The 26379-nt window shown below is 66.7% G+C and carries 22 protein-coding genes; 2 read left to right on the forward strand and 20 right to left on the reverse strand.

Going from position 1 to position 26379, the window contains the following annotated elements:
• Positions 1-17 precede the first annotated feature (17 nt).
• Both AC1DV8_RS05835 and AC1DV8_RS05840 read left to right on the forward strand, forming a co-directional pair.
• Positions 18-881: a helix-turn-helix domain-containing protein gene (locus tag AC1DV8_RS05835; RefSeq protein ID WP_477156803.1), complete on the forward strand. Its 864-nt coding sequence runs from the start codon at positions 18-20 to the stop codon at positions 879-881.
• A 117-nt stretch (positions 882-998) separates the two neighbouring features.
• Positions 999-2786, forward strand: coding sequence for a putative bifunctional diguanylate cyclase/phosphodiesterase (locus AC1DV8_RS05840; protein WP_477156804.1), 1788 nt, complete (start codon positions 999-1001; stop codon positions 2784-2786).
• Here AC1DV8_RS05840 and AC1DV8_RS05845 read toward each other — a convergent pair.
• The 20 genes from AC1DV8_RS05845 to AC1DV8_RS05940 form a co-directional block, all read right to left on the reverse strand.
• Positions 2783-3604, reverse strand: a complete 822-nt coding sequence (locus AC1DV8_RS05845) for an HpcH/HpaI aldolase/citrate lyase family protein (protein ID WP_477156805.1) — start codon at positions 3602-3604, stop codon at positions 2783-2785. The two genes, AC1DV8_RS05840 and AC1DV8_RS05845, sit on opposite strands and share 4 nt — an antisense overlap.
• Positions 3605-3606: 2 nt before the next feature.
• Entirely contained in the window at positions 3607-4797 is a 1191-nt protein-coding gene (locus AC1DV8_RS05850; protein ID WP_477156806.1) for a CaiB/BaiF CoA transferase family protein, read from the reverse strand.
• Between the two features lie 145 nt (positions 4798-4942).
• Positions 4943-7039 (reverse strand): ADP-ribosylglycohydrolase family protein, encoded by a 2097-nt coding sequence (locus tag AC1DV8_RS05855; protein ID WP_477156807.1) that lies wholly within the window; start codon positions 7037-7039, stop codon positions 4943-4945.
• A gap of 14 nt (positions 7040-7053) precedes the next feature.
• A complete protein-coding gene (locus AC1DV8_RS05860; RefSeq protein ID WP_477150950.1) occupies positions 7054-8244 on the reverse strand; it encodes an ADP-ribosylglycohydrolase family protein in 1191 nt (396 codons plus the stop codon).
• 86 nt (positions 8245-8330) lie between these two features.
• A complete protein-coding gene (locus tag AC1DV8_RS05865) occupies positions 8331-9755 on the reverse strand; it encodes an extracellular solute-binding protein (RefSeq protein WP_477156808.1) in 1425 nt (474 codons plus the stop codon).
• A gap of 229 nt (positions 9756-9984) precedes the next feature.
• The gene (locus AC1DV8_RS05870; RefSeq protein WP_477156809.1) at positions 9985-10896 is read right to left on the reverse strand and encodes a carbohydrate ABC transporter permease; all 912 of its coding nucleotides are present in this window, start codon (positions 10894-10896) and stop codon (positions 9985-9987) included.
• Positions 10896-11852: an ABC transporter permease gene (locus AC1DV8_RS05875; RefSeq protein WP_477156810.1), complete on the reverse strand. Its 957-nt coding sequence runs from the start codon at positions 11850-11852 to the stop codon at positions 10896-10898. The genes AC1DV8_RS05870 and AC1DV8_RS05875 overlap by 1 nt, the downstream gene beginning before the upstream one ends.
• Positions 11853-11855: 3 nt before the next feature.
• Entirely contained in the window at positions 11856-12899 is a 1044-nt protein-coding gene (locus tag AC1DV8_RS05880) for a LacI family DNA-binding transcriptional regulator (RefSeq protein ID WP_477150946.1), read from the reverse strand.
• A gap of 159 nt (positions 12900-13058) precedes the next feature.
• Positions 13059-13277, reverse strand: coding sequence for a hypothetical protein (locus tag AC1DV8_RS05885; protein WP_477150945.1), 219 nt, complete (start codon positions 13275-13277; stop codon positions 13059-13061).
• A 218-nt stretch (positions 13278-13495) separates the two neighbouring features.
• On the reverse strand, positions 13496-13849 hold the full coding sequence (locus AC1DV8_RS05890) for a hypothetical protein (RefSeq protein WP_477150944.1): 354 nt from the start codon (positions 13847-13849) through the stop codon (positions 13496-13498).
• A gap of 312 nt (positions 13850-14161) precedes the next feature.
• Positions 14162-16039, reverse strand: a complete 1878-nt coding sequence (locus tag AC1DV8_RS05895) for a hypothetical protein (RefSeq protein ID WP_477156811.1) — start codon at positions 16037-16039, stop codon at positions 14162-14164.
• The gene (locus tag AC1DV8_RS05900; RefSeq protein ID WP_477156812.1) at positions 16036-17172 is read right to left on the reverse strand and encodes a protein-glutamate methylesterase/protein-glutamine glutaminase; all 1137 of its coding nucleotides are present in this window, start codon (positions 17170-17172) and stop codon (positions 16036-16038) included. Before AC1DV8_RS05900 ends, AC1DV8_RS05895 begins: the two co-directional genes overlap by 4 nt.
• Positions 17173-17177: 5 nt before the next feature.
• Positions 17178-18050, reverse strand: coding sequence for a CheR family methyltransferase (locus tag AC1DV8_RS05905; RefSeq protein WP_477156813.1), 873 nt, complete (start codon positions 18048-18050; stop codon positions 17178-17180).
• 171 nt (positions 18051-18221) lie between these two features.
• Complete coding sequence (locus tag AC1DV8_RS05910; RefSeq protein WP_477150940.1) at positions 18222-18674, reverse strand: chemotaxis protein CheW; 453 nt, start codon at positions 18672-18674, stop codon at positions 18222-18224.
• 11 nt (positions 18675-18685) lie between these two features.
• Positions 18686-20500: a methyl-accepting chemotaxis protein gene (locus AC1DV8_RS05915; protein WP_477156814.1), complete on the reverse strand. Its 1815-nt coding sequence runs from the start codon at positions 20498-20500 to the stop codon at positions 18686-18688.
• A gap of 127 nt (positions 20501-20627) precedes the next feature.
• A complete protein-coding gene (locus tag AC1DV8_RS05920; protein ID WP_477156815.1) occupies positions 20628-22736 on the reverse strand; it encodes a HAMP domain-containing methyl-accepting chemotaxis protein in 2109 nt (702 codons plus the stop codon).
• The gene (locus AC1DV8_RS05925; RefSeq protein ID WP_477156816.1) at positions 22733-23230 is read right to left on the reverse strand and encodes a chemotaxis protein CheW; all 498 of its coding nucleotides are present in this window, start codon (positions 23228-23230) and stop codon (positions 22733-22735) included. Before AC1DV8_RS05925 ends, AC1DV8_RS05920 begins: the two co-directional genes overlap by 4 nt.
• A complete protein-coding gene (locus tag AC1DV8_RS05930) occupies positions 23227-25263 on the reverse strand; it encodes a chemotaxis protein CheA (RefSeq protein WP_477156817.1) in 2037 nt (678 codons plus the stop codon). The genes AC1DV8_RS05925 and AC1DV8_RS05930 overlap by 4 nt, the downstream gene beginning before the upstream one ends.
• Positions 25260-25628, reverse strand: a complete 369-nt coding sequence (locus AC1DV8_RS05935) for a response regulator (RefSeq protein WP_477150935.1) — start codon at positions 25626-25628, stop codon at positions 25260-25262. Before AC1DV8_RS05935 ends, AC1DV8_RS05930 begins: the two co-directional genes overlap by 4 nt.
• Positions 25625-25957, reverse strand: a complete 333-nt coding sequence (locus tag AC1DV8_RS05940; protein WP_477150934.1) for an STAS domain-containing protein — start codon at positions 25955-25957, stop codon at positions 25625-25627. The genes AC1DV8_RS05935 and AC1DV8_RS05940 overlap by 4 nt, the downstream gene beginning before the upstream one ends.
• Between the last annotated feature and the right edge of the window lie 422 nt (positions 25958-26379).

Here is a 26379-nt window from a genome sequence, read left to right on the forward strand (position 1 = left end):
CGCTAGCGGGTAATTTCATGCTGTCCGATCTCATTGCCTACGGGCACAAGGTGCAGGCGATCGCGCCGCCGCGCGGCCCGCTGGGCTTTCATGTGATGGCTACGGGCGCCGGGTTCGAAAAGCGCGCCAACGAGGTCTACAACTGGGAGGGACTGAAGCGCGGGGATGCGCCGTTCGTGATCATCCAGCACACCATCGCGGGGCGCGGCGAGCTCGATTATGCGGGGGCGCGGCACGTCCTGCTGCCGGGCTCGACGATGGTCCTGAGCTTTCCACATGCGAACCGCTACTGGCTCGATCGGGGGCAGACCTGGGAGTATTTCTGGATCGGCGCCAACGGACGCGAGGCGCTGCGGCTGATGCGGACCATCATCGACCTCAAGGGCCCGGTGGTGACGCCGTCGGCGGCTACGGTGGACCGGATGGCGGATGCGTGCCTGAGGCTGATGGGAGCGCCGGAGCTGCTCAGCGGCGACATTTCGGCCGCCGCCTATGCAGCGATGATGGCGCTGCATGACGGGCTGTTCGGCGCGACGCCCGCGACAACGACGGTCGCGCCGCCGATTGCGCGGGCGCAGAGCTTCATCGCGGCTCATCTGGGCGAGCCGCTGGGGGTGGACCGGCTGGCGCGGGTGGCTGGGCTTAGCCGGGCGCATTTCGTGCGGCGCTTTGGCAACGAAGCGGGGAAAAGCCCGGCGGATTTCGTGTTCTCGGCGCGGATGGAGCGGGCGACGCGGCTGCTGATCGCCACCGACCAGCCAGTCGGCGCAATTGCCGCGGCAACCGGATTTGCCAATGGCAACTACTTTGCCAAGGCGTTTCGGCGGCTCAATGGCATCTCGCCCAGCGAGTACCGCGCTGCTGCTGCGGCGGGGCGCTGACGACATTGACAATCAACCAAATCAGCCGTTCCTACTTACTGGTCATTTAGGAGTTGCTTATCCAATGACTGCCTAGCATGGCAGCCGCCCGAACTGCCCCACGTTCCGAGGGCCCCAATGGTCGTGAAGCGGTCTCCCGTCCACCACTTCGCTCGCGCCGAGCCGCCGGAGTCGCTTGCCGCATTGGTGGCGGCCAACGAGCGGCTGCAGGAGTTTGCGGCGGAACTGGCCGGCGAGCAGGCGCGGGCCCGAGTGGAGCGCACGTGGTTGCGCACCATGATCGACCAGGTGCCGGACTATCTCTACATCAAGGACAAGGACTGCCGGTTCGTCATCGCCAACCGCGCGGTAGCGGCTGACCTCGGGCATGGCGACCCGAACATGCTGATCGGCAAATCCGACCTCGAGCTGCATCCGATGCCGCTGGCGCGGCGCTATTACGAGGATGACCTGAGCGTCATACGCGACGGCAGGTCGCTGATCGACCACGAGGAATATGTGGTGCGGCCGGATGGCTCGCAGATCTGGCTCTCCACCTCGAAGCTGCCGCTGCGCGGGCCTAACGGCTCGATCATCGGGCTGGTATGCAGCGCGCGCGACATCACCGAGCGTCGCCGCACCGAGGCGCATATCCATTTCCTCGCCTATCACGACTCGCTCACGGGGCTAGCGAACCGGGCGCAATTCGAGCGCGACCTGGAATCGTTGACCGCTCGCGCGGCGCTGGGCACGCCGGCGACGCTGGTGCTGATCGATATCGACCGCTTCAAGCACATCAACGACACGCTCGGGCATGTGGCCGGCGACGACCTGCTGCGGCAGCTGGCGAACCGGCTGTTCCAGCTGGTGGGGCCGGCGGGCGTGTTGGCCCGGCTCGGCGGCGACGAGTTCGCCATCCTATTGTCCGGTCCGGCGGCGGGGGCGGCGGAATCGATCTGCGCAGCGATCCTGCTGCAGTTCGGCCAGCCCTTCGTGCTGTTCGACGATCCGGCATTCATCACCGCCAGCTTCGGTATCGCGCAGTGGCGGAAAGGGTCGGATGCACTGGGCATGCTGCGCGAGGCCGACATTGCGCTCTATGAGGCCAAGTCGCGTGGGCGAGCCCGCTGGCAAGTGTTTGCCGAGCAGATGGCGGAGAGCGTCGAAGAGAAGCGGCGGATCGAACAGGACCTGCGGCGAGCCCTGACCGAGGGGGGCGAACTGCAGCTCGAGTATCAGCCGATCATGGCTGCCGACAGCCGGACGATCGTCGGTGCGGAGGCGCTGGTGCGCTGGCAGCACCCGGAACGCGGCCGACTGGGCCCGGATACGTTCATCGGCGTGGCGGAGGAACGCGGACTGATCGAGAAGCTGGGCGAATGGGTGTTCGAGGAAGCCTGCCGGATGCTGGCTCAGACGCCGATCCCGTGGGTGGCGGTCAATGTGTCGCCGCTGGAGCTCAGAAGCCGGCGCTTTGTCGACCGGGTGATCGAGTCGCTGGCGGCCCGGCGCATCGATCCGCGGCGGCTGCAGCTGGAGATCACCGAAGGAGTGCTGCTGGACAATTCCGAGGCGACCGTGGCGGGGCTGACGCGGCTGCGGGAGGCCGGAATCCGGCTGGCGCTCGATGATTTCGGCACCGGCTATTCGTCGCTGAACTACCTCCGCCGCTATAATGTCGACAAGCTGAAGATCGACCGCTCGTTCGTGGGGCAGCTGGGGAAATCGGGCGATGCCGAGGTGATCGTGCGCACCATCATCGACCTGGCGCGGTCACTGAACATGAAGGTGACCGCCGAGGGCGTCGCCACCGAGCAGCAGCGCGACTATCTGGTGGCGCGGGGCTGCCATGAGTTGCAGGGCTTCCTGCTGTCGCAGCCGCTGCCGCTCGAGGAGTTCCTCGAGTTTACGGGTATCGCCGCCTAACTCTCCAGGATTTTCCGGGCACGGGCAACGATCGGAGCGTCGACCATCTTGCCGTCGAGCTGGAAGGCGCCGGGTTGCTCGGCCGCGGCGGCAACGACATGGTGGGCCCAGTCGCGCTCGGCCTCGCTGGGGGAGAAGCCGGCGTTCAGCACGGCGACGGCGGATGGGTGGACGCAGGTGGCGCCGTCGAAGCCGTGGGCCTTGGCTTCCGCGGCGGCGGCGGCGAGGGCGGCGAGATCGGTGTAGTCGGCGCTTGACTGCAGCAGGCCGAAGCTGAGCTTGCCCTCGGCCTTGGCGGCGTAGTGCAGCAGCAGCTTGGGGTGGCGCAGCACATCGGGGGTCGGAGTGGCGCCGAGTTCGGTGGCGAGGTCTTCGCTGCCAAGCAGCAGGCCGATGACGCGGTGATTGGCGGCGATGGGGCGGGCGTCGAGCAGTGGGGCAGCGCCTTCGATCAGCGCAAGGAATGACATCGCAGTGCGGCCAAGCTTCGCTTCTTCGGCACGGAGCGTACCGGCGAGGGCATCGAGCGCGGCGGACGAACCGGCCTTGGCCACCATCACGCCGGCAGCACCGGCGCGGCAGGCGGCGAGGGCGTCGTCGCGCTGGCGGGTGCCGGAGTTGATGCGGACGAAGACGGTGGCGCCGTTGCGCCCGACCGAGGGGACCGTCGTCGCCAGGTGGGCGCGGGCGGCCTCCTTATCGACTTCGGGCACCGCGTCCTCGAGATCGAGCACGATGGCGTCGGCGCCGCGCTCATGCGCCTTGGCGATGAAGCGTTCGGAGTGGGCAGGGACGTAGAGCAGCGAACGGAGGGGCATGGTCAGGCTCCGACGGTGGTTGGATCGATACCAGCTTCGCGGAGGACTTCGGCGGTGTGTTGACCGAGATCGGGTGCGGGACGGCGGAAGGTGCCCGGGGTTTCGGAAAGACGCGGTAGGATGTTGTGCATCGGCAGCGAGCCGAAATCCTTGTCTTCGACATCGATGATGATGCCGCGGTCATGGAAATGGGCGTCGGCGGCGATGTCGGCGATGGAGTAGATCGGGCCGACGGTGGCGCCCGCCTCGCGCATGATGCTGAGGGCTTCGTCGTGGGTGTGGTGGCTAAACCATTCGCCGACGGCTGCGTCGACGAGGTCGCGGTGCTTCACGCGATCGGAATTGGTGGCGAAGCGCGGGTCGGTGTTCATCTCGGGTTTGCCGATGACCTCGAAGATGCGGCGGGCGACCTGGGGGGTGGAGCCGGAGAGCGCGACGTACTGGCCATCGGAGCACTTGTAGACGTTGCGCGGCGAGGCGGTGTTGGAGGCGGAGCCGGAGCGCTCCTTGACCTTGCCTGTGACCTGATAGATCGCGGCCTCGGGGCCGAGGACGGAGTACATCGGCTCGAGCAGGCTGAGGTCGATGACCTGGCCCTTGGCACGCCCACGGAATCGAGCGAACAGCGCGGTGACGGTGGCGTTGGCGCCGTAGACGCCAGCGATCATGTCGGCGAGGGCGAGCGGCGGGAGGATCGGTTCGCGATCGGGAAAGCCGGTGCGGTAAGCGAAGCCGGACATGCCTTCGACGATGGTGCCGAAGCCGGGAAACTGGGCATAGGGCCCGGTCTGGCCGAAGCCGGAGATGCGGACGATGATGAGGTTGGGGTTGGCGGCGAGGAGGGTTTCGGGGCTCAGGCCCATCTCCTCGAGCGTGCCGGGGCGGAAGTTCTCGATGAAGACGTCGGCGGTGAGGAGGAGCGCCTTGAGCGCCGCCATATGCGGCGCTTCGCGCAGGTTGAGGGCGACCGAGCGTTTGTTGCGACCGTAGGTCTTCCAGTAGAGCGAGTGCCCGTCATCACGCCACTCGCGCAGCGGATCGCCTTGCGGCGGCTCGATCTTGATGACGTCGGCGCCGAAGTCGGCGAGTTGCAGGGACAGCATGTTGCCGGCGACGAGGCGCGAGAGATCGATGACGCGGATGCCGTCGAGGGGGCCGGCGGCGGTAGGGTTGAAGGGGATGGGGTCGGTCATTGCTGGGTCCGGTGCGTGGGGCACCCCCACCCTTGATCCCTCCCCACAAGGGGGAGGGAGACGACTGAGGGTGCGGCGGACTCGATGGACCTCCCTCCCCCTTGTGGGGAGGGAATGAGGGTGGGGGGCCACACGCTCCGGGTCATCAGATTTCGACCACTTCGAGTCGGCTGACAGTCATGCGACCAGCCGATGCCATGCGGAGACCGGCCTGGCCGTAGCGGAATGCGCTGTCCTTGGCAGTCACGAGCTCCTTGCCGTCTACGCTGAGGCTGAGGGCATCGCCCTTCACGGTCAGCGCCAGCTTGTGGGCCTCACCCGGCTTCACCGCGAAGGGCGCATGAGCCAGGACGGTGGTGCCGTGGTCCTGCTTGAGGATCACGGCCTCGCCGTTCTCGAAGCCGGCCGCATAGAACCGGGACGTGCCCTGGACGCGGGCGGCGACGAGGTGGGACTTACCGGCGAGCGGGGTGAGGTCGGCGGTGACGGTCACGTCGCGGAGGTAGCCGTTGCCGGTCCAGGCGTCGGCATCTTCGGCGGTGTGGGCGTGGATGGTGCCGTCCTGCAGGCTCCAGTGGCCGCGGTTCCAGGTGAAGCGGGTGATGCCGCCCCATTCCTGCTTTTCGGTCTTGGGGTCGATGGCGAGCTTGCCCTTGCCCGAGACCGAGAACTCCGAGAGGAACAGCCGGCCGAGGAACTTGAGGCGGCCGAAATACTCGACCAGTACGCCGATCTCGTCGATGGCTTCGTCGCCCTCGGGGATGGTGAACTCGTAGTCCTGCCAGCCCTCGGAGCTGGGGACGTGCCAGGCGCCGGTTTCGACGATCTCGCCGGAGATGGCGCGGCGAACATAGGGCGCGACGCGCAGGTTGCCGTCGCCGTTCCACGGGTCGAGCTGCAGCTTGAACTTTACCGTCTGGCCGGCGTCGGCAAGGGGCGTAAACATCGGGCGATAGCGCTCGTCGTCGAAATCGGCGCGGCGGTAGAAGGGCTTCCAGAACACACGACCGCCCTGCCCGCGTTCGAGACGGTCGAGTAGCACTTCGAGGCTGCCGCGCGAGTTCGGGCCGGCCTTGGTGGTCGAGGCTTTGACCTCGATCTGGTTGAAGGGCTCGGTGCGGAAGGCGTGGGTGGCGCCGGGGGCGTCGAAATCGAAGCGGACGCCGCGGCGCTCGAAATCCTCGACCCACTGTGCGGGCGGTTCCTTGCCGTCGAGGCGGAGGGCGAGGACGGTGAGTTCGCGGGCGAAGCTCGGGATATCGACGACGTTGAGCGTGCCGATGACGCCCGACGCGATGACGAAGTCGTTGATCGGCTTGCGGTATTTGTCCCAGTTCGGCTGCACGCCCTGGAAGGTGCCGACGATGGCGCAGGCGTTGCCGGCGTTGCAATCGGTGTCCCAGCCGGCCATGGTCGCGATCTCGGCGGTGCGGGTCAGCTCGCCCTCGCCGTAGAGGATGGCCATCACCGTGACGCCGGCATTGGGGATGATGTGGCAGACGCCGGGGTAGCGGTCATAGCCCCAATCGGCGGTGAGCATGTCGCGGCAGAGGCGCCAATCGGACGGGTTGGCCTTGTGGAAGTCGATCACGGCGCGGGCGACGCGGGCGTAGGTCGAGTTGGCGTCGATGGTCGAGAGGCCGGTTTCAACGATCTCGTCGATGGATTTCGCGACGAAGGCTTGGGCGATGGCGGCGGCGCAGAAGCGGGCGCCGTTGAGGCCATCGCCGTCATGGGCGACCGAGGCGGCCATGGCTGACATTTCGGCGGCGCGTCTGGGATTGCCGGGGTTCACCCAGCCCCAGCTGTCGATGAAGATCTGGCCGCCAATCTGCTCGGCGACAGTGGTGCCGTTGGTGGCGATGGAACCGGACTCCGGTGCTTCCATCCCGGACTTGAGGTTCTTGTAGGCGGTGTGCTCGGTGGAGTTGCCGAAGCCGCCCCACCAGTACATGCCGTGCTCCTCGGCGGCGTAGTTGAGCCAGGTGCGACCGACATCGGCGGCGGTGGCCTTGAGCCCGTAATCGCGCAGGGCGCGGATGAAATAGACCGGGCCGTTGGTGTCGTCGTCGGCGGCAAAATTCTTGAAATCGCGGAGGTACTGGGTGACCTCGCCATAGGTGTTCCGGATGCGCTCGTAGCTCCAGATGGTCGGCTCTACCGGCGCGCCGAGGCGGACGCCGATGGCCTTGCCGATGAAGCCGGCATAGATGCGGTCGAAGATTTGGGTGGTCGAGAGCATTGGGATTCCGATGGTCAGATGAAAACGACGTCGCCGGCAGTCACTTCGGCAAAGAGGCTATCGCGGCCGCGTTCGGCAGCCTCGCGGGCCCGCCGGTCGGCGAGGAGGATATCGGTGGTGGTGGCGGCGAAGCGATCGGCCGCGGCGGTGAGGTCGAAGCGGTTGGCGCTATCGAGCGTGGCACGGTCGGCGGCGTCGATGATGCTCTCGCCGTGCAACGCGCCGAGGATGGCGCCGGCCATGACGCCGATGGAGTCGGTGTCGCGGCCGGAATTGATGCCGTCCTCGATGCTGGTGCGAAAGGCGCCGTTGTTAACGAGGGCGAAGCCCAGCGCCAGCGGCAGCTCTTCGATGGCGCCGAGGCGGGAGGGCTGGTAGGCAGTGGAGAGACGGCCGACTTTGGCAACGGAATGGTTGACGTCGTCACCCATCGGCGAGAACGGGGCGATCGCAGAATGGAATGCGGCGACGACCTCGGCGTGGTCACTGCCCTTCAGCTTCGTCGCGATATCGGCGATCTCGGCGATGGCGTTGCGGGTGCCGTCCTTGGCGAGGCCGAGGACGGTTTCGACGATCGTGTCGATATTGGTGCCGGGGACGAATGCGGCGGCAACCGCCGCGGCGAAGACGCCGGCTGCTTCGAGGCCGTAGCTTTCCTGATGGCCCGCGGCGAAGGCGATGGCCTCGTCATAGGCGGCGCGCGGATCGCAGGCGTTCACCACGCCGATGGGGGCCACGTACATCGCTGCGCCGCAATTTACCATGTTGCCGATGCCGCCCTGGCGGGGGTCACAATTGGCCAGCTGGTGGCGCTGGAATATCCACTTCTCGGGGTAGAACAGGCGGTCGATCAGGTTGGCCTCGCGCTGCATCTCGGGGATCCAGCGCGGCGTCCAGGCGATCTGGCGGACCATGCCGTCGGCCATGTCCCAGGCGTCGAGATGGCGCTTTTCTGCGGCGTAGATGTCCATCAGCGCCAGCGTCATCAGCGTGTCGTCGGTGACGATGCCGTTGCCGCGGATGCGATGGTTCCGCTGCTCGGGCGGCAGGTCCATCTTGTGCCAGCGCGCTTCGAGCGAGGTGACGCGGCCATAGCGGGCGCGGATATCGGCGGCCGACAGCTTTTCGACCGGGGCGCCGAGCGCGTCGCCGAGGGCGATGCCGTGGAGCATGGCGCGGACGCGGCCGCGGAGGGAACTGGGCATGGTGGTCTACTTCCGCTTGTCTACTTGGTTCACCGCTCCGCCCGCGGTCGTGGGAGGACGCCGCGGGCGGTAGCGATGGCCGAGCCTTAGCCGTTCAGCTTGGTCCGGGCATACTCGTTGAGACGGTCGCCGCCGGCGGCCTTCCATTCGGCGACGAAGGCGTCCCACTGGTCCATCGAGGCTTCGCCGGAGATGAACTTGTAGACCCAGGCGCGATAGACGTTCTCGGTCGCATCGAGGTCAGCGGCGTAGTCGGCGGGCCAGACGAAAGCGTTGTCCGGCTTGAACCAGGTCGTGATGTTCTTCAGCGACTCCTGGGCGGCGGCAGACTTCCACTCCACCGGCGGCACGAAGTTGGCGGCCGCGAAGAAGCGGGCGTACCAGGTGCTCATCTTGTCGGTGATCGTGTAGGTGTCGCCGGACTTGGTGTATTCCTCGCCCTCGAAGCCCATCCGGTCCATCATCTGGCCTTCGGTCGACGCCATGAAGTCGAGGAGTTTTGCGACTTCTTCCTTGTGCTGCGACGTGGTGGAGATGGCGAAGCCGCGGCTTTCCTTCGACACATCGGTCGCCGAAAGACCTTGGCCGCCGGGGCCCTTCGGGATCGGCAGCAGTGCCAGTTCGATCGGGGCTTCCGGATGCGCCTGGCGCATCTTGCCGCCGTAGATGTCGATGACTTCCGCTGAGGAGCCGAAGATCACGCCGGCCTTGCCGGTGTAGAACTTGTCTTCCTTCACGTCGAACTTCGAGGTGACGTATTCCTTGTCGTAGAGGCCCTCGGCGCCGAGCTTGGCGTACCAGGTGAGCTTGGCCTTCTCGGCATCGGTGATGCGCGAGCTCACCCACTCGCCGGCCGCGTCCTTCATCCAGGTGCCGGTGATGCCGAAGGCCTGGTTGAAGATCGAGTCGAGCTCGTTTGTGTTGTCGGCAGTGGTGACACCGAAGGTGTTGCCCGGGGTGCCGTCGCCATCGAGATCGGCGTCGTGGATGGCCTTGAAGAAGACCTCGTACTCATCGACCGTGGTCGGTGCGGCGATGCCGAGCTTTTCCAGCCAGTCCTTGCGGATCACCGGCTGCGGGGCGCGGGGCGGGTAAACGTACAGCAGATACGGGTAATTCTTCAGGCGCTCGACATTGTGCGGCCAGAGCGCGGCCTTGAGGTTGGGCGACTTTTCGATCCAGGGGGTGAGGTCTTCAAGGATGCCCTGGTCGGCCATCTTGGCGTCGCCGCCCTGGAAATAGATCAGATCGGGGATATCGCCCGAGAGCAGCATGACGCCGAGGGCGTCGGCATAGCCGGACGACGGCAGGTCGACGATCTGGATGTCGAGATCGGTGCCCTGGGCCTTCAGCGCCGCTTCGATGCGCTCGATGTGCGCGACGTCGGGTGGGTTGGTCGAGAGCAGGTCCTTGGACACCAGGCGGATCACTGTCGGGTCAGCCAGGGCCGGCACCGCCAGCGACAGGCTTAGCGCCAGCGCAGTCGTGGTCAAAAGCAGGGTCTTAAGCATGGATTCTCCTCCGTTTATGCTTGTTGTTTGCGTCGGGTGTCGGCCCAACCACCGCCGTCATCCCCGCGAAGGCGGGGATCCATCTCGCGGTCGGCGCGGGGGGCAAACTGGGTCCCCGCCTTCGCGGGGATGACATCGAGTGGAACTCTCCGACCGGCGGTCATCCGACCGCGCGAGCCATCTGGTTTGAGAGAGGACGCCCTGCGGCGAATAGGTGCGTAGGCGTTTCTCATCCCTTGAGCGCTCCGCTCATGGTGCCCTTGGTGAAGAACTTCAGGATCAGCGGATAGATGGCGAGGATGGGGAGGATCGTGATGATGATCATCCCGGCCTTCAGCGCCTTCAGGTTGATCTGCGCCACGCCGATATTGTTGGCGGCGTTGTCGGCACCGACGATGGCCAGCTTGTCGCCCTCGACCACGAACTGACGCAGCACGACCTGCAGCGGGTACTTGGTCTGGTCGTTCAGGTAGATCATCGCCCGGAAGAACTCGTTCCAGTGGAAGACGAGGTAGAACAGGGCGATCGTCGCCAGCGCGGGCTTGGCCAGCGGCAGCACCACCTGGAAGAAGATCTGGAAGGCGTTGGCGCCGTCGAGCTCGGCGGCCTCAAGCAGCTCTTCGGGGATCTCCTCGAAGAAGCGGACGAGGATGATCAGGTACCAGGCGTTCACCGCCTTGTAGAGGATGACGCTCCAGTAGCTGTCGAGCAGACCCATCCGCTTCATCAGGAAGTAGTCTGGGATGATGCCCGGCTCGAAGACGATGGTGACGAGGACGAGCAGGAAGATGATCCGGCGGCCCGGCAGGTTCGGCCGCGACAGGCCCCAGGCCATGAGCGCGGTGCCGACCACGCCGATGAACGTCGCGGTGCCGGTGATGAAGATCGAGTTGAGGATGCCGCGCTGCACGTTCGGGTGCTGAAGCAGCAGCAGCCACACATCGAGCGAGAAGCCCGAGGGCCAGATGTCGAGACCGCTCTTGCCCGCGACCTGGCTCGGATCGGAGAAGGAGACGGCGAGCAGGTTGAGGATTGGCTGCAGCATCAGCACGACCATCGCGAGGAGCGTCGTGACGATGATGGCGTACTCGATGCGCTCGAGCGGCGTGCGGCGGATCGCGGTACCACGGGGCGCTGCCATCACCAGACTCCCTTGCCGGTGAGGCGCTTCGAAACGAAGTGCGCGCTGAGGATCAGGATCATGCCGAACACGGCCTTGAACAGGCCCGCAGCGGTGGCCAGCGAGTACTCCCCGGTGCGGAGGCCGATGCGGTAGACGTAGGTATCGAGGATATCGATCTGGCCGCGGTTCACGTCGTTGAGGAAGTTGATGACCTGGTTGAGGTCGGCGCTGAGGAACATGCCCATGTTGAGGATGAAGAGCGTCGCGATGGTCGGCACGATGCCGGGGATGGTGACGTGCCAGACCTTCTGCCAGCGGTTGGCGCCATCGAGTTCGGCTGCCTCGTAGAGCGACTGGTCGATGCCGATAATGGCGGCGAGGTAGAGCAGGCTGTCCCAGCCGGCCGAGCGCCAGATCTCAGAGAAGACCAGCACCCACCGGCTCGAGTTGCCATCCGTCATGAAGGCCACCGGCTTGGCCCCGAAGAAGCCGGTGATCTGGTTCACGGCGCCGTCCGACGGCGACAGGATGGCGATAAACACGCCGGCGATCACCACCCAGCTCAGGAAGTGCGGCAGATAGATCGCCGACTGCACGAACTTACGCAGCTTGCCGCTGCGTACCTCGTTGAGCAGCAGCGCGACGACGATCGGCACGGGGAAGACGAAGATGATCTTCAGGGTCGAGATGATCAGCGTGTTGGCCAGCACCTGGTAGAACACCGGCGAGGCGAACAGCGTCTGGAAGTGCTTCAGTCCCACCCAGACATTGGGAGGGATGATACGGACCTGCTCGAACGCCATCTTGGCTTCCCAGATGGGGAAATAGTGCCAGACGAGAAAGAAGATCAGGCCGGGGGCGAGCATGACGTAGTAGGGCCACCAGCGGCGGAAGCCGGTGGCGAAACTCCCCGATCTGGGAACGTTCCCACTCCTCGGCGCAATGGACGTCGCGTTTTGCTCTACGCTCGACATGGACTAGTTCCTCCCCGCTCCTGCGACGCGCAGGGGCGTGTGGGCCGACAGGTCGGCGAGTGAGCCTCGCTCTATCAGGCGGCACGGCAGATAGGTGCGGCCATCCTGCGGACGGCCGGCGATTTCATCGAACAGGGCCTGGGCGGCGCGGCGACCCATCTCGCGCGCCGGCTTCTCGATGGTGGTGAGGCCGGGCCAGGTGAAGGCGCCGGCGGGCACACCGTCGAAGCCGAGAATGGAGACGTCGCGCGGGCACTCGCGGCCGGCTTCGCGGGCGGCAAGCATGGCGCCGAGTGCGATCAGGTCGTTGGCGCAGAACACCGCGAGATGGCCGATCGGGCGGCGCGCCATCAGGCGCTGCATGGCGGCATAGCCGCCCTCGAAGGTGTAGTCGCTGTCCTCGGTGAGGAGGACAGCCGGATCCACGTCGCGCTCGAGGCAGTGCTCGTGCACGGAACGGAGGAAACGGGCGCGAGCCAGGCGGGACTTTGGGCCAAGGATCAGCGCAGGGGCGCTGTGGCCAAGGGCATTGAGGTGATCGAGACCGAGGCGCACCGCCTGGGCGATGTCGGAGCCGATCGAGGGGGTATCGGGGAAGCGCTCGGCGCTCGAGCCGATCAACACGAAGGGCAGGCCGAACCGGCCAAAATCGTCGACATTGTCGGAGACCGGGTTGACGATGGCGCCTTCGACCCGGGCCTGGCGCAGGGCGCGCAGGTGGTTGGCTTCGCGAGCGTGATCCCAGTCGGAGGAGAACACCAGCAGCGAGGCGCCGTTCTGCTCGACAACATCCTGCGCACCGCGCGCCACTTCGGCCCAGAATGGGTTGGTGATATCGGGGATGACGAGGCCGAAGAGGCCGGAGCGGCCGGAGCGCATGCCGACCGCCAGGTGGTTGCGCTCGTACCCGGCAGCGACAGCGGCCTTGCGGACCTTGTCGCGCGTCGCCTCGTTGACGTCCTGGGAATCGGTGAGGGCGCGGGCGGCGGTGCTTTTGGACACCCCGGCGAGCTTGGCCACATCGATGATGGTGGGCCGTCTGCCCATGCAACCTCCCGTGCCGTTTCCGGCATCTGCTGGGAACGTTACCGGAAGTTAGCGCGCGAGTCTAGGTCAGGAGAGCTGCCGTGAGTTTGGCGGCAGATACGCCCCAGATGACAGCATCCTGAACAGCATTTTCGGTGTGATGCGGCGGCAGCGCGGGAGCTAGTGCTCTTTGGGCAGAAGGCCGCGGCGACGCAGTTCCTCGCGCACGGCGACGAAGCTTGGAACGTTGGTGATCAGTTGCGCATCGCCCAGCGGCACGAGCAGCCGCAACAGGGTGGCGTCGGAGAAGGTGCTGAGACGATGACTGTCGAGCTGCTCGTCGCTGTCGCGCAGCATGGCAAGCAATTCCGCAAGTTCGCGGTCTTCCTGGTCGCTCATCGGATGCCCCGTAGCCTGACCTATAGAGGAAGCGGATTCTGCTCTCGTATATACGCATTAACACCTAACCCGGACGCGCTGCGTCGGCAAGGGACCGGCGACGGTCTCTTGCAAGCGCAAGCTGTTTGGGATCGTGGCTGGCGGGGCTCGGAGCCTGGCGCGAAGCCAGCCCCCGCCCGGCGGAAAGCCGTTTGCCGAAGGCCGGGCTTCGGTGCGCGTCAGTCGCGGGCCGCGCCGGTGCGGTAGGTCAAGGCGTTGTCGGTGGAGGCATCGGCCTGGGCCTCAAGCTGACGCAGCTCGGCGACGATCCGCGCGATGCGCTCGCGCCACTCGGTGTTGCGGCGGATGGTTTCGGCTATGTCGGGACGCCGCGGGTCGAACAGGCCCAGCGTCGCCAACTCGTTGTCGATGAGATCGAGCGAACATTCCGCCTCGGCCAGGGCCCATGGATCGGGCATGCCGTCGGCTTCGGCGGCGGCGACGTGACGCTCCAGACGCTCCACGTCGGACTGCCAGTCAAACAGAGTGATCAATTCCGTGTCCGCGCGGGCGCGGCTGTATTCCTGGTGCATGGGCATCTCCCCGTTGTGTCGTTCGTGTTGCACATCGATCGGATGCCGATGGATTTAGTCGGGCGGAACGACAGTTCAAGAGGATCGGGGGGCAGCGGACGCGAGCTACGTACCACCGTTAAACGGCCCGCTGCCTTAGTCCCGAAACGAAGACAGACTAGCGGGCCGTTGGGGCCGCCGCATTTCAGTTTGACATAGAGGGGCGCGGAAGGGGGACGGGGGTCGCGCCTGGCGTCGCTGGCTCCGCAGCTCACCCTTCATCCCGTCCCCGCGACGGGGAGGGAGACGCAAGAGCTGCCACTTGGGGAGCGGTTAGAAGAAGAGGTCGTCCAGGGCGTCGCCGGTGCCCTCTGCTGGTGCGTCTTCCACCTCGATGCCGGTGAAGGCGTCGTGGAGGCGGCGCTCGGCATCCATGGTGTAGCGCTTGCGGAGGGTGGACAGGAAGGTATCGAGGGTGTGGTCGCCCCCTCCACCATGCTCCGCATGGTTTCCCTCCCCCGCCGCGCGGAGGAGGATCACAGCCGCGATGTTCAGTTCGACGTCGCTTAGGGCTTCGGAGATGGCGCTGTGGTTGGCGAGGCTGTCGACGGCGCCGCCGAGGCGTTCGGCGACGCGGGGACCGTCGGCGTAGAGCTCGACCAGGGCCTTTTTCATCCGCATGCCGACGGTTTCGAGCTGGGTGAGGGCGGCGGTGGCTTCGCGTTCGAGATCGCCGACGCGGCCGGCGCCGGCGCCCGTGGCATTGGTGAAGGCGGCAGAGAACTGAGCCGCTTCGTTGAGGCGCTCGACCGCTTCGTGGGCGGAGGCGACGGTTTCGCCGGTGAGCGTCCGGAGCTGCTGTGCGATGACATCGAGGGCACGGCCGCGGGGGCCGAGCTGGGCACATTTGACGGCGGCATTGAGGGAGACGAGGCGCATCTTGTACTCGATGTCCTGCACGGCCTCGACGTGATCGAGCAGCACCTTGACCGTTTCGGAGACGGCGCCGGCGACGCGATCGAGCTTCTCGCGCTCACCTTCGCAATCGCGCAGCACGGTGACGGCGCGGCGGACAGCGCCATGGAGCTCGGAGAGGGCGGAGCGGTTCTCCGCCGAGCCGTAGACCTGGCGGGCGTGCTCGAGCACAGCTTCGACATCGGCGGCGAGCTGGGTGAGGGCGTCGGCGCCGGAGGCCATTTCGACGGTGAGGGTTTCGCGGGCGGCGGCGAGCTGCTGGCGCTGGAGTTCGGTGATAGGGGCGGCGAGGGACGTATCGAGCGTGGGGTCGCCCCCTCCACCAAGCTGCGCTTGGTCCCCCTCCCCCGCGGCGCGGGGGAGGATCAAGGCGGAGAGATCGCGCAAGGCGGCTTCTACGTGTTCGACGCGTTGGCGGGTGGCGTCGCCGACTTGCAGGGCCATGACGGTGGTGGCGACCTTGTCCGCGATGGCGCGGGACATCTGGCCGGTGATGGCGCTCGAGCGGACCGAGGTGAGCCGCTGTTCGGTGACTTCGGCGAGATCGACCTCAAGTTCGGTCGCGAGGGCCGAAAGGGTGTCGCGATGGCCCTGCTCGAAGGTGGCGCGGGCGGCCGCGGCTTCGCCGACGACGATGGTGAGCGCCTCGTAGGTGCGCGAGAAGCGCTGGATGGTGGTGGCGGCGGACTCGGAGAGCTGCGCGATATCGGTGGTGAAGACGCCGAAGTCTTCGAGCTCGTTGACGACGCTCGCGGCGACCACACGGGCGTTGATGGCGACGATGCCCATCATCTTCACGGTGCGGCGCAACTCGGCGATCGGGTGCGCGGCGCCGCGGAGAGCCTCGACCAGCCGGTTGAGGTCGGCCTGTTCGGCGCCGAGCGTGATGGAGATTTCGCCGGCGCGGCGGCCGACGATGCCGAGACGATCGGTGGCCTGGCTGAGGTCGGGGCCCTCGAGGTCGATGGGGAGCGCCTCGAAGGTCTCGGTGAGGCGGGAGAGGATCTCGGCACACTCGGAGAGGCGGCTGCCGACGGAAAGGAAGGCGCCGTCGATGGCATCGCGCGGGGCGGCGAGGTCTGAAGCGATGGCGAGAATGCGGTGCGGGAGGTCGCCCGTGTCGTGGAGGTTATGTCCGAGGGACTGGTCGCCCCCTCCACCACCCTCCGGGTGGTCGCCCTCTCCCGCCGCGCGGGAGAGGATCATGGAGAGATCGGTGGCTGAGGACGAGGTCATGCGGTGTCCTTTTGCGGGGCACGGGCGGCGTAGGTGGTGATTTCGGTGGCGACGCGCTTGAGGGCGACGATTTTGCCGGCGGCGCCGAGCGCGATGGCTTCCTTGGGCATGCCGAAGACGACGGAGCTTTCCTCGTCCTGGGCGAGGGTGGCGGCGCCGGCATCCTTCATTTCGAGCAGGCCCTTGGCGCCGTCATCACCCATGCCGGTGAGGATAATGCCCAGCGCGTTGCGGCCGGCGGCGTAGGCGGCGGAGCGGAACAGCACGTCGACCGAGGGGCGGTGGCGCGACACATGCGGGCCATCGATGATGTTGACGGTGTAGCGCGAGCCGGTCCGATGCAGCGCCATGTGGCGGTTGCCCGGCGCGATCAGCACGCGGCCGGCCTCGACCACATCGCCATCCTCGGCTTCCTTCACTTCCATCTGGCAGAGGCCATCGAGGCGGCGGGCAAAGGCGGCGGTGAAGCGCTCGGGCATGTGCTGGACGATGACGATGCCGGGGGTGCCGGCAGGGAGCGCAACGAGCACGTCGCGCAGCGCCTCGGTGCCACCGGTGGAGGCGCCGATGCAGATTACCGGATCGGTGGTGGGCATCGAGGTGGCGGCGGAGGCGGCGCGGGCGGCTGAGCGCTGCGGGATCACCACGTCGGCGGTGAGCTTGGCCTCGACCTGGAGTTTTGGCGCCGGGGGGCGGACGCGCCCCTTCAGCCGGGCATGGGCAGCGGATTTCGCGGCCTCGCAGATGCGTGTGCGGGACTCGTGGAGGAACTGCGCGGTATCGATGCGCGGCTTCTGCACCACATCGACGGCGCCGGCTTCAAGCGCCTCGATCAGGGTGTCGCTGCCCTCGCCGGCGTGGGAGGAGCAGATCACCACCGGGATGGGGCGCTGCGACATGAGCTTCCTGAGGAACGTGATGCCATCCATGCGCGGCAGCTCGATATCGAGGAAGATCACGTCGGGCACTTCGGCGCGGATGCGCTCGACGGCGATATAGGGATCGGCGGCGGTGGCCATGACCTCGAGATCGGGGTCGGAGGCGATGATGTCCGAGAGCGTGGTGCGCACGGCGGCGGAATCGTCGACGATGAGCACGCGGATCTTGCGGTCGGGTTCGGCGGACAGCGGCATTTGACTCAGAGCTTCTGGAACACGGCGGGAGCGACCTGGCGGACGGCGAGCGAGGTGCCGATCATCGACTCGGAATGGCCGAGGACGATGTAGCCACCCGGCCGCAGATGGCCGACGAGGCGGGCAACGACGGCATCCTGATCGGCCTTCTCGAAGTAGATCAGCACGTTGCGGAGGAAGATGACGTCGACGTCGCGATCGAACGGATAGGTCTGGTCCATCAGGTTGAGATGGGCGAAGCGGACCAGGCGCCGCAGCTCGGGGACGATGCGGACCTCGCGGCGGGCGCCGGGGCGGCGGGCATGCATGACGTAGCGCGCCTGCAGCTCGGGTGGCACCGGGGCGATCATTTCGGCGGAATAGACGGCGCGGCGGCCCTGGGCCAGCACGGCAGTGGAGATGTCGGTGCCGAGTATGGCGAAGCGGAAGTCGCTGCGCTCCGCCGCGAGTTCGTCGAGCACCATGGCGAGGGTGTAGGCCTCGGCGCCGGTGGAACTGGCGGCGCTCCAGACCTTGAGCAGCGGGTTGCGCTCGCGCGCCTTGAGCAGCGAGGGCACCATCTCAGCGACGAGGAAATCGAAATGCTCGGCCTCGCGGAAGAAGTCGGTCTTGTTGGTGGTGACGGCGTTGATCAGGTGGGTGAGTTCGCGCTCGAGCCCGCCCTGCTTGAACAGCATGTCGCAATAGGCGGCGAAATCGGCCTGGCCGAGGGCGCGCATGCGCTTGCGCAGCCGACCTTCGACCATCAGCCGCTTGCCGGGCGGCAGCTTGATGCCCGCCTCGCCCTCGATGAGCTTGGCGATGCGGGAGAAATCGAGGGCGGAGAGGTGGTCGTCGCCGTCGTCGATGGGGGCGGGTTTTTGGGCGAGGCTAGGCATGGGGGGCCTCTCCTGTGCTCATCGACAGGCCGGTGCAAGCCGACCCCCACCCCTGTCCCCTCCCCCTGAACGGGGGGAGGGAGACCCCTGCATCGAAGCCGGCAGTGATCGTCTCCCTCCCCATTCTTAGGGGGAGGGGACAGGGGTGGGGGTCGGCCTGCACCATGGTTCTCACGCCGCTTCCGCCACGCTGCCGAGCAGGCGGTCGAGGTCCAATACCGTAACGAAGCTGCCGTTGCGGCGGCCGATGCCGGCCACCGAGTGGTCGCGCCAATTGCCGGAGATGGACGGGGGCGGATCGAGCTGGTCGGCGTCGAGCACGGTGACCTCGAAGACCCGGTCGGTGCGGAGGCCGACAGTCATGGTGCCGGCGCCCGCATCGACGTTGAGCACGACGATGCGGGTGTTCTCGGTGTCGTCGGCTTCGGGCAGGCCGAGGGTAAGGCGCAGGTCGAGCACCGGGATGCCCTGGCCGCGCACATCGGTCATGCCGAGCAGGTTCGGCGGGGCCTGCGGCAGGCGCGCCACCGGCCGCATCTCGAGGATCTCCTGCACCTTTTCGACCGGGGCGGCGAACAGCTCGCCGTTGACCCCGAGGGTCACGTATTGCGCTCGTTCGGCCATCGCCGCTCTCCTCAGGCCGCGCCGCGACGGGTGAACTCGCCGTCGAGCTCGTCGCCGGCGTCATCGATATCGAGATCGAAGCCGCCATTGCCGCCAGCACGGGCGGCCGGGCGCAAGCGCGGGGCCATGTGCGGAGACTTGGCCATGATCTCGCTGCGGAGCGCGGTGGTGCGCTTGGCCGCCGGCTTCTTCGGCGCCTCGACGGCGGCGTCGCGGCCGGTCTCGATGCGGAAGTAGCTGATGGCGTTCTGCAGCTGCTCGGCCTGGCTCGCGAGTTCCTCGGAGGTGGCCGACATTTCTTCGGCCGCCGAGGTGTTCTGCTGGGTGACCTTGTCGAGCTGCTGGATGGCGGTGTTGATCTGGGCGGCGCCGGCGTTCTGCTCGCGGGCGCCGGCAGTGATCTCTTCCACCAGTTCGGCGGTGCGCTGGATGTCGGGCACCAGGCGGGTCAGCATTTCGCCGGCCGACTGAGCGGTCTTCACCGTGGTGTCGGACAGGGTGGAGATCTCGGCGGCGGCAGCCTGGCTGCGTTCGGCGAGCTTTCTGACCTCGGACGCGACCACGGCGAAGCCGCGACCGTGTTCGCCGGCCCGGGCGGCTTCGACGGCGGCGTTGAGCGCCAGCAGGTCTGTCTGGCGGGCGATCTCCTGCACCACCATGATCTTCTGGGCGATGGTCTGCATGGCGGTGACGGCATTGTTGACCGCCTCGCCGGAGGCGATCGCATCGGCGGCCGACTGGCGGGCGATCTTTTCGGTCTGGAGCGCGTTGTCTGCGGACTGCTTGATGGTGGCGGCCATTTCTTCCATCGAGGCGGATGCCTCTTCGGTGGACGAGGCCTGCTCGGTGGCGCCCTGGCTCAGCTGCTCGGCGGTGGCCGAGAGCTCCTGCGAACCGGCCGAGACGTTGTTGGCCGAGGTGATGGCTTCGGCGATGACGTCGCGGAGCTTTTCGACCATGCGCTGCAGCGCGAGGCCGAGCGTGTCGCGATCGGAGAGCGGCTTGGGCTCGACGGTGAGATCGCCATCGGCGATGCGGTCGGCGATGGCAGCGGTGACCCGGAGGTTGCCGGTCATCACGTTGACGGTATCAACCAGATCCTTGATCTCGTCATTGGACCTGATCTCGATGTCCTGGTTGAGATCGCCGATGGCGACGGCGCCCACCACTTGCTTGATCTTGCCGAGGCCGCGGCTGATGCCGAGGATGATCACGGCGGCAGCGGTGATGGCGATCAGGGTGGAGCCGACGAGCAGCGCGGTCAGCAGCAGCGAGGAGGAGCCGTAGAGGTTCTCGGCGCCGCTGATGGCCTCGTCGAGCTGGGAGTTGTTGAGGGCAACGATCGAGTCGAGCGCGTCGACCGACTGGGCGCGCACTTCGGCGGCCTTGCCGGCGGCGAGCGCAAATGCCTCGGCGTCCTGGTTCAGCAGGGCCAGGCGGCGGACCTCGGCGTGCTGCACGAGATAGGCGTCGTAGGCGGCGGTGAAGGTCTCGACCAGCGGCTTGCCCTTTTCGCTCGACAGCTCATGCAGCGCGGCGGCGTCGGTCTTCACCGCGGCGATGCGGGTGTCCATCGAGGCGATCAGCTCGTTGAGGCGGGCAAGGTCCTGGGCGAGGATCAAGTTCTTCTCGTCGCGGGCCACGGTGAGGGTCGAGACCTCAAGCCCCGAGGCGAGCTGGATGCGCTTGACGTTGCCTTCCATGGCGGCGCTGAACGAGGCGTTGAGCTGGCCCAGGTTCATCAGCGCGATACCCATGCTGACGGCGCTGAGGACGATAACGGCGGCGAAAGCTGCGATCAGCTTGGCCTTGATGGTAATTCTCATGGCGTGGCCCCCTTAGCCCACGGACGCGCGTTCTGCGGTCCCTGCCCAAAATAATGCAGTCAGTACTCGGCGTTCTGCGGATAGAACCGGGGCGGCGGAGGCTGCCCCGGTTGTGGTGTCGTGGACGTCAGGCGGCGCCGCGGCGGGTGAACTCGCTGTCGAGGTCGTCGCCCATGTCGTCGAGCTCGAGATCGAAGCCGCCACCGGATGCGGCGCGGGACGGCGCTTTCTTCCGCGTCAGGTGCGGAGCCTTCTGCAGGATCTCGTCCTGCAGCTGGGCGGCGCGCCGGGTGCGCTGCGGGGCGCGATCGTTGGCGGGCGCGGCGACGCGGGCCGGCTGCTGGCCCTGATCGATGCGGAAGTAGCTGATGGCGCTCTGCAGCTGTTCGGCCTGGCTCGCCAGTTCCTCGGAGGTGGCCGACATTTCTTCGGCTGCCGAAGTGTTCTGCTGGGTCACCTTGTCGAGCTGCTGGATGGCGGTGTTGATCTGCGCGGCGCCGGCATTCTGCTCGCGCGAGCCGGCGGAGATTTCTTCCACCAGTTCGGCGGTGCGGCGGATGTCGGGGACGAGCTTCGACAGCATGTCCCCGGCGGAGCGGGCGGCCTTGACCGTATCGGTCGAGAGGGTGGAGATCTCGGCGGCGGCAGCCTGGCTGCGTTCGGCGAGCTTTCGCACCTCGGAGGCGACCACGGCGAAGCCACGACCATGTTCGCCGGCACGAGCGGCTTCCACAGCGGCGTTGAGCGCCAGCAGGTCGGTCTGGCGGGCGATCTCCTGCACGACCATGATCTTTTCCGCGATGGTCTGCATGGCGGTGACCGCGTTGCCGACGGCTTCGCCGGAGGCATTGGCATCGGCGGCCGACTGGCGGGCGATCTTTTCGGTCTGCGACGCGTTGTCGGCCGACTGCTTGATGGTCGAAGCCATCTCTTCCATCGAGGCGGATGCCTCTTCCGTCGAGGACGCCTGCTCGGTGGCGCCCTGGCTCAACTGCTCGGCGGTGGCCGAGAGCTCCTGCGAGCCGGAGGCGACGTTGCGGGCGGCGGCGGTGACTTCGGAGACGACCTCGCGGAGCTTCTGCGTCATCAGGTTGAGCGCGTCGATGACGTCCTTGATCTCGTCGTTCGACTTGACCTTGGCCACAGCGCTGAGATCGCCGGAGGCGACGGCGTTGGCGAGACCAAGGGCGGCGCCGAGCGACTTCGAGATCGAGACGATGATCCACAGTGCGGCGAGGACGGCGACGACGATCGAGCCGATGAGCAGGCCGACGAGCAGCGTCATCGAACTCTCGTAGAGCTGCCTCGCCTCATCATCGGCGGCGTTCAGCAGCTGCTTGTTGTGATCGATCATGGCCGTGAGGACGCTGTTGACGTCGCGCCGCAGCACGGCGGCGGCGTCGGCGGCCTGCACCGCGTTGTAATCGCCACGCTGGATCGAGATATCGACGGCCTTGTCCATTGCCACGACGAGCGCGGCATAGGCATCGCTGGCGGCGGCCAGCAGCGGCGCCTCGGTGGCCGGGACGATGCGCTGCAGGGTGGGGAACAGCTCGGCGAGGCTTGCCTTGCCGGCCGTGAAATCGGCGTACCACTCGTCCTGCTTGGCGGGGAGCGAGGAGGCGAGCAGCACGTTGCGCTGCTGGCGGAAGGAATCGGTGATGGTCATGAAGGCCTCGGACGCCGCCCTGAAGGCGGGGAAGGCCGAGAGGTCGCCGGCCGAGACCCGCTGCGAGAGCGCGTTGACCAGGGCACCCATGGTCTCCTCGACCTTGCCGAGGGCGCCGCTGCCATCGGTGGTGGTGATGGTGAGGGCCTGGGTGTCGGTGTTGAGCCTCGCCAGATCGAGGGCCTTGGTCATTTCGGCGCGGTAGGCAGCCAGCTTGGCCGCGTAGTCGGGGAAGAGGCTGCGGACCTCCTCATCGCTGACATTGCCATCCAGGGTCGTGAAGAGGCCGTCGATGTCGGTGAACTCGGCATCGATTTTGTTGACGTAGTCATCGATCACCGCCGAATCATCGGTGATGATGGCGGCGCGGACTCGGGAGCCGAGGCTTTCAAGGTGGGTCTGCATGTCCTGCATGGTGAGGACGTTGGCCGAGCGGACGTTGACGATGGTGTTCAGCGACTGGTTGAGCTTGTCGAGGTTCTGTAGCGCGATGCCCATACTGACGCCGGACATGACCACGACGGCGCCGAAGACGGCGGCCAGTTTTGCTTTGATGGTAAGCCTCATGATGCGGCCCTTTCTTCTGACGCTGCGGGCGAGCCGCTTCTGCGACCCTCAAGTTCGAAAATGCGGTGGATGTCGGGGATGATGATGAAATCGCCCCGGCGCTTGCCGATGCCGCGCACGTAATCGGGTCGCCAGCGCATGCCGACGCGCGGGGCCTCCTCAATGGCGGCGGGCTCGATATCGGTGACGTCGTAGACCTTGTCGGCAAGGATGCCGACGACGCTCGGCTCGCCGTCGATCTCCGTCTCGATGACGACGATGCGGGTATCCTGGTCGGCCGCGGCGCTGCGCATGCCGAAGGCAACCTTGAGGTTGGTGAGCGGCACGACGCGGCCGCGCACATTGATGAGTCCGGCGGCGAAGGGCGAGGCGTTGGGCACCTCGGTGACCGGCACCAGATCGAGGATCTCGCGCACGCTCTGGGCTTCGATGGCGAAGAGCTCGTCATCAAGCCGAAGGGTCAGCGCACGCATCGGTTGGGTGAACGCGGTCATGCGGCGGCCCTCCCCTCGGCGCTTCTGAAGCGCTCCTCATGGGCCTGGCCGTAGGAGACCAGCCGTGAGGTATCGAGGATCAGCGCCACGGTGCCGTCGCCCAGGATGGTGGCGCCCGAGAAGGTCTCGAGGTCGGTGTGGAGCTTACTGAGCTGCTTGATGACGGTCTGGTTGTTGCCGATGATCTGATCGACCACGAGACCTGCCCTGCCCTCTCCCGAGGAGATGATCACCACCTTCTGGTGGGTTTCCGGCTCGCCAGGGGTGTTGAACATGTCTCGGAGGCGGAGGAACGGCACCAGGCTACCGCGGATATCGAGGAAGTTGCGGCCGCGCGACTGGGTGCCGGCGGTGACCGGCAGCTCGACGCACTCCTCGACCGCAGAGAGCGGGATCGAGTAGCGGCCATTGCCGACGCGGACCAGCATGCCCTCGATGATGGCGAGGGTAAGCGGCAGACGGAGCGTGGCGGTCGTGCCCTCACCCGGCTTGGTGGAAAGCTCGATCTTGCCGCGGAGGCCATCGATGGTGCGCTTGACCACATCCATGCCAACGCCGCGTCCCGAGAGCGAGGTGACTTCCTTGGCGGTCGAGAAGCCCGGCGCGAAGATCAGCTGGAACAGGTCGTGGTCGGCGATGCGGGATTCCGGCGTCAGCAGCCCCTGCTCTTCCGCCTTCTGGCGGATGCGGGCGGCGTTGAGGCCGGCGCCGTCGTCGGTGACCGAGATCGCGACCTCGGCGCCGGCATAGACGGCGGAGAGACGAACGGTGCCCTTGATCGGCTTGCCGGCCTTGATGCGCTGCTCGGCGGTTTCGAGCCCGTGGTCAACGGAGTTGCGGATCAGGTGGACCAGCGGATCAGCGAGCCGCTCGATCATGGTCTTGTCGAGCTCGGTGTCCTCACCGGTGGTGATGAACTCGATCTCCTTGTCGAGATCGCGGGAGAGGTCGTGAACGAGGCGGCGGAAGCGCGAGAACAGCGAGCCGATCGGCACCATGCGGATGCCCATGGTGGTGTCGCGCAGACCGGAGCTGAGGCGCTCCAGTTCCTCGGCGATGGTCTTCAAGTTGCCGTCGGAACTCTGGGCGGCCATCTGGGACAGGCGGGCCTGGGCGATCACCAGTTCGCCGACGCGATCCATCAGTTCGTCGAGCCGTTCGGCCGGGACACGGAGCGAGGTGGAGCCGCGTTCGACGGTTTCGGATTTCTGTTCCTTTGGCTCGCGGGCGGCGCGAACCGGGAGCGCCTCGGCAACCGGCTCGTCGGGTTCCGCGACGGGCTCGTCCTCGGCGAGGATGGCCAGCACCGGCGAAGGCACCACTTCGGCGGCGGCGAGCGGCTCGATCGACAGCTCCATCCCGTCCTTCAGGAACAGGAAGACGTCGTCGAGCGCGGCGGTCGGGTCGGGGTGGGTGAGATCGACCTGCCAGGCGAGGTGGCAGGCTTCGGGGTCGAGGGCGTCGAGGGTCGGCACGCTGTCGATCAGCGCCGTCACTTCGCGGGGGCCGAGGTCGGCGATCTCACCGAGCAGCAGCAACGGGTTGGTGCCGTGGAGCAGTGCGGCCTCAGGGAGCTTGAAGCGGATGCGCCAGCGGCCGGTCGGTTCGGGGGCGACATTGGCGGCGACGGTCGCGCTTTTCGCCATGGGCGCCGCGGGGAAGCGGTCAGGCTCGACGATGTCGCGCAGCGCCGCGAGAATGGCCTCGCCGGCATCGGTCGCGGCATCGGGGGTTTCGATCAGGTGGTGGACGTGGTCCTTGGCGTCGAGCGCCACGCCGACCAGGTCAGGCGTGATCGGCGACAGACCCTTGCGGACCCGGTCGAAGGCGGTTTCGAACTCGTGGACGAATGCCGCGACGTCGGTGAAGCCGAACATCGCGCCACTGCCCTTGATGGTGTGGAGCGCCCGGAAGACGGAGTTGACCAGGTGGGCGTCGGCGGGGTTCTGCTCGAGATCGAGCAGGCCCTGCTCCAGCTGCTCGAGCAGCTCGCGGGCTTCCTGGCGGAAGGTTTCGGTCGGATCGGAACTCATGCGCCGGTCACCTTCTTGATGACGGCCAGCAGTTGGTCCTGCTTGAAGGGCTTCACGATCCAGCCGGTGGCGCCGGACTCGCGGGCCTGGCGCTTCAGTTCCTCGTCGGACTCGGTGGTCAGCAGGATCACCGGGATGCCCTTGCCGGCGGGGTGCTGGCGGAACTTCTTGAGGAACTCCAGCCCGTTCATGACCGGCATGTTGAGATCGGTGATGACGGCGTGGACGGTCTCGGTGGTGGCCTTGTTGTAGCCCTCGAGCCCGTTGCCGGCCTCGAGCACGGTGAGGCCGGCGCTTTTCAGCGTCATGGCGACCATCTGCCGGATGGAGGCGGAATCGTCGATGGTGAGGATGGTCTTGCTCATGCCGCCTCGCGGGTGGTGATGGTCCAGGACAGGGTGGGCACCAGCGGCCGGCCGGCCTCGGTGAAGAAGCCAGCGCGGACCAGGGCCCTCGCCATCGGCGTCGCGGCAGCGGCAGCGAGGCTGAGGCTGCGGCCGGAGGCGGCGGCGGTCTTGGCGGCGGCAACCAGCAGCTGCAGCGTGCCGGCGTCGACGCTCTCGACGTCACTGGTGTCGATGACGATCGACTCGTGCTCAGCCAGCGCCTTGGCGAGGCGCTGGTGCAGCTCGGAAATGTTGCGCAAGGAAAGGTCGCCGCTCAAATGGAGCGGGTGCGGAGGTGGTCGCGACATGGGTTCTTCTGGCCCCGGATGAGTATGCTTCTGCGATACGAAACGTCTTGCGGTAGGCGCAAAGCGACAGCCTGCGGCGAAGCGACGTGTTCTGTCGCACCGGCCGAAAACAGTCCCCGCGTCCACGGAATTGCTGTTTGCCCCTGATGACAACGATGATCGGCGGTATGTGTTAAGTCTCAATTACCGCTAAGCAGTATTTGGTAGAATTATGCAGATGAAGTAATCGCAAGTATTATTGCTGCTGATATGAATCCTACACATCACGCCGCATCGGCTGCGGGAATCGTTGCGTGACTCCGAGCGAGTCGTCGAATGCTTGCCGGGAGTCACCGCGAGCACCATTCGGGCGACCAATACTGCGGATACTGCCGTCGTGAGATCACGGTGCAGACGAGCGCACGGCATAGTGCGGGGCCTCG

It is taken from the genome of Devosia sp. P3_B2, from assembly GCF_056402875.1.

Coding starts and splice junctions, on each gene's coding strand:
- AC1DV8_RS05835 (WP_477156803.1), top strand. CDS start 18: ATGCTGTCCGATCTCATTGCCTACGGGCACAAGGTGCAGGCGATCGCG.
- AC1DV8_RS05840 (WP_477156804.1), top strand. CDS start 999: ATGGTCGTGAAGCGGTCTCCCGTCCACCACTTCGCTCGCGCCGAGCCG.
- AC1DV8_RS05845 (WP_477156805.1), bottom strand. CDS start 3,604: ATGCCCCTCCGTTCGCTGCTCTACGTCCCTGCCCACTCCGAACGCTTC.
- AC1DV8_RS05850 (WP_477156806.1), bottom strand. CDS start 4,797: ATGACCGACCCCATCCCCTTCAACCCTACCGCCGCCGGCCCCCTCGAC.
- AC1DV8_RS05855 (WP_477156807.1), bottom strand. CDS start 7,039: ATGCTCTCGACCACCCAAATCTTCGACCGCATCTATGCCGGCTTCATC.
- AC1DV8_RS05860 (WP_477150950.1), bottom strand. CDS start 8,244: ATGCCCAGTTCCCTCCGCGGCCGCGTCCGCGCCATGCTCCACGGCATC.
- AC1DV8_RS05865 (WP_477156808.1), bottom strand. CDS start 9,755: ATGCTTAAGACCCTGCTTTTGACCACGACTGCGCTGGCGCTAAGCCTG.
- AC1DV8_RS05870 (WP_477156809.1), bottom strand. CDS start 10,896: ATGGCAGCGCCCCGTGGTACCGCGATCCGCCGCACGCCGCTCGAGCGC.
- AC1DV8_RS05875 (WP_477156810.1), bottom strand. CDS start 11,852: ATGTCGAGCGTAGAGCAAAACGCGACGTCCATTGCGCCGAGGAGTGGG.
- AC1DV8_RS05880 (WP_477150946.1), bottom strand. CDS start 12,899: ATGGGCAGACGGCCCACCATCATCGATGTGGCCAAGCTCGCCGGGGTG.
- AC1DV8_RS05885 (WP_477150945.1), bottom strand. CDS start 13,277: ATGAGCGACCAGGAAGACCGCGAACTTGCGGAATTGCTTGCCATGCTG.
- AC1DV8_RS05890 (WP_477150944.1), bottom strand. CDS start 13,849: ATGCACCAGGAATACAGCCGCGCCCGCGCGGACACGGAATTGATCACT.
- AC1DV8_RS05895 (WP_477156811.1), bottom strand. CDS start 16,039: ATGACCTCGTCCTCAGCCACCGATCTCTCCATGATCCTCTCCCGCGCG.
- AC1DV8_RS05900 (WP_477156812.1), bottom strand. CDS start 17,172: ATGCCGCTGTCCGCCGAACCCGACCGCAAGATCCGCGTGCTCATCGTC.
- AC1DV8_RS05905 (WP_477156813.1), bottom strand. CDS start 18,050: ATGCCTAGCCTCGCCCAAAAACCCGCCCCCATCGACGACGGCGACGAC.
- AC1DV8_RS05910 (WP_477150940.1), bottom strand. CDS start 18,674: ATGGCCGAACGAGCGCAATACGTGACCCTCGGGGTCAACGGCGAGCTG.
- AC1DV8_RS05915 (WP_477156814.1), bottom strand. CDS start 20,500: ATGAGAATTACCATCAAGGCCAAGCTGATCGCAGCTTTCGCCGCCGTT.
- AC1DV8_RS05920 (WP_477156815.1), bottom strand. CDS start 22,736: ATGAGGCTTACCATCAAAGCAAAACTGGCCGCCGTCTTCGGCGCCGTC.
- AC1DV8_RS05925 (WP_477156816.1), bottom strand. CDS start 23,230: ATGACCGCGTTCACCCAACCGATGCGTGCGCTGACCCTTCGGCTTGAT.
- AC1DV8_RS05930 (WP_477156817.1), bottom strand. CDS start 25,263: ATGAGTTCCGATCCGACCGAAACCTTCCGCCAGGAAGCCCGCGAGCTG.
- AC1DV8_RS05935 (WP_477150935.1), bottom strand. CDS start 25,628: ATGAGCAAGACCATCCTCACCATCGACGATTCCGCCTCCATCCGGCAG.
- AC1DV8_RS05940 (WP_477150934.1), bottom strand. CDS start 25,957: ATGTCGCGACCACCTCCGCACCCGCTCCATTTGAGCGGCGACCTTTCC.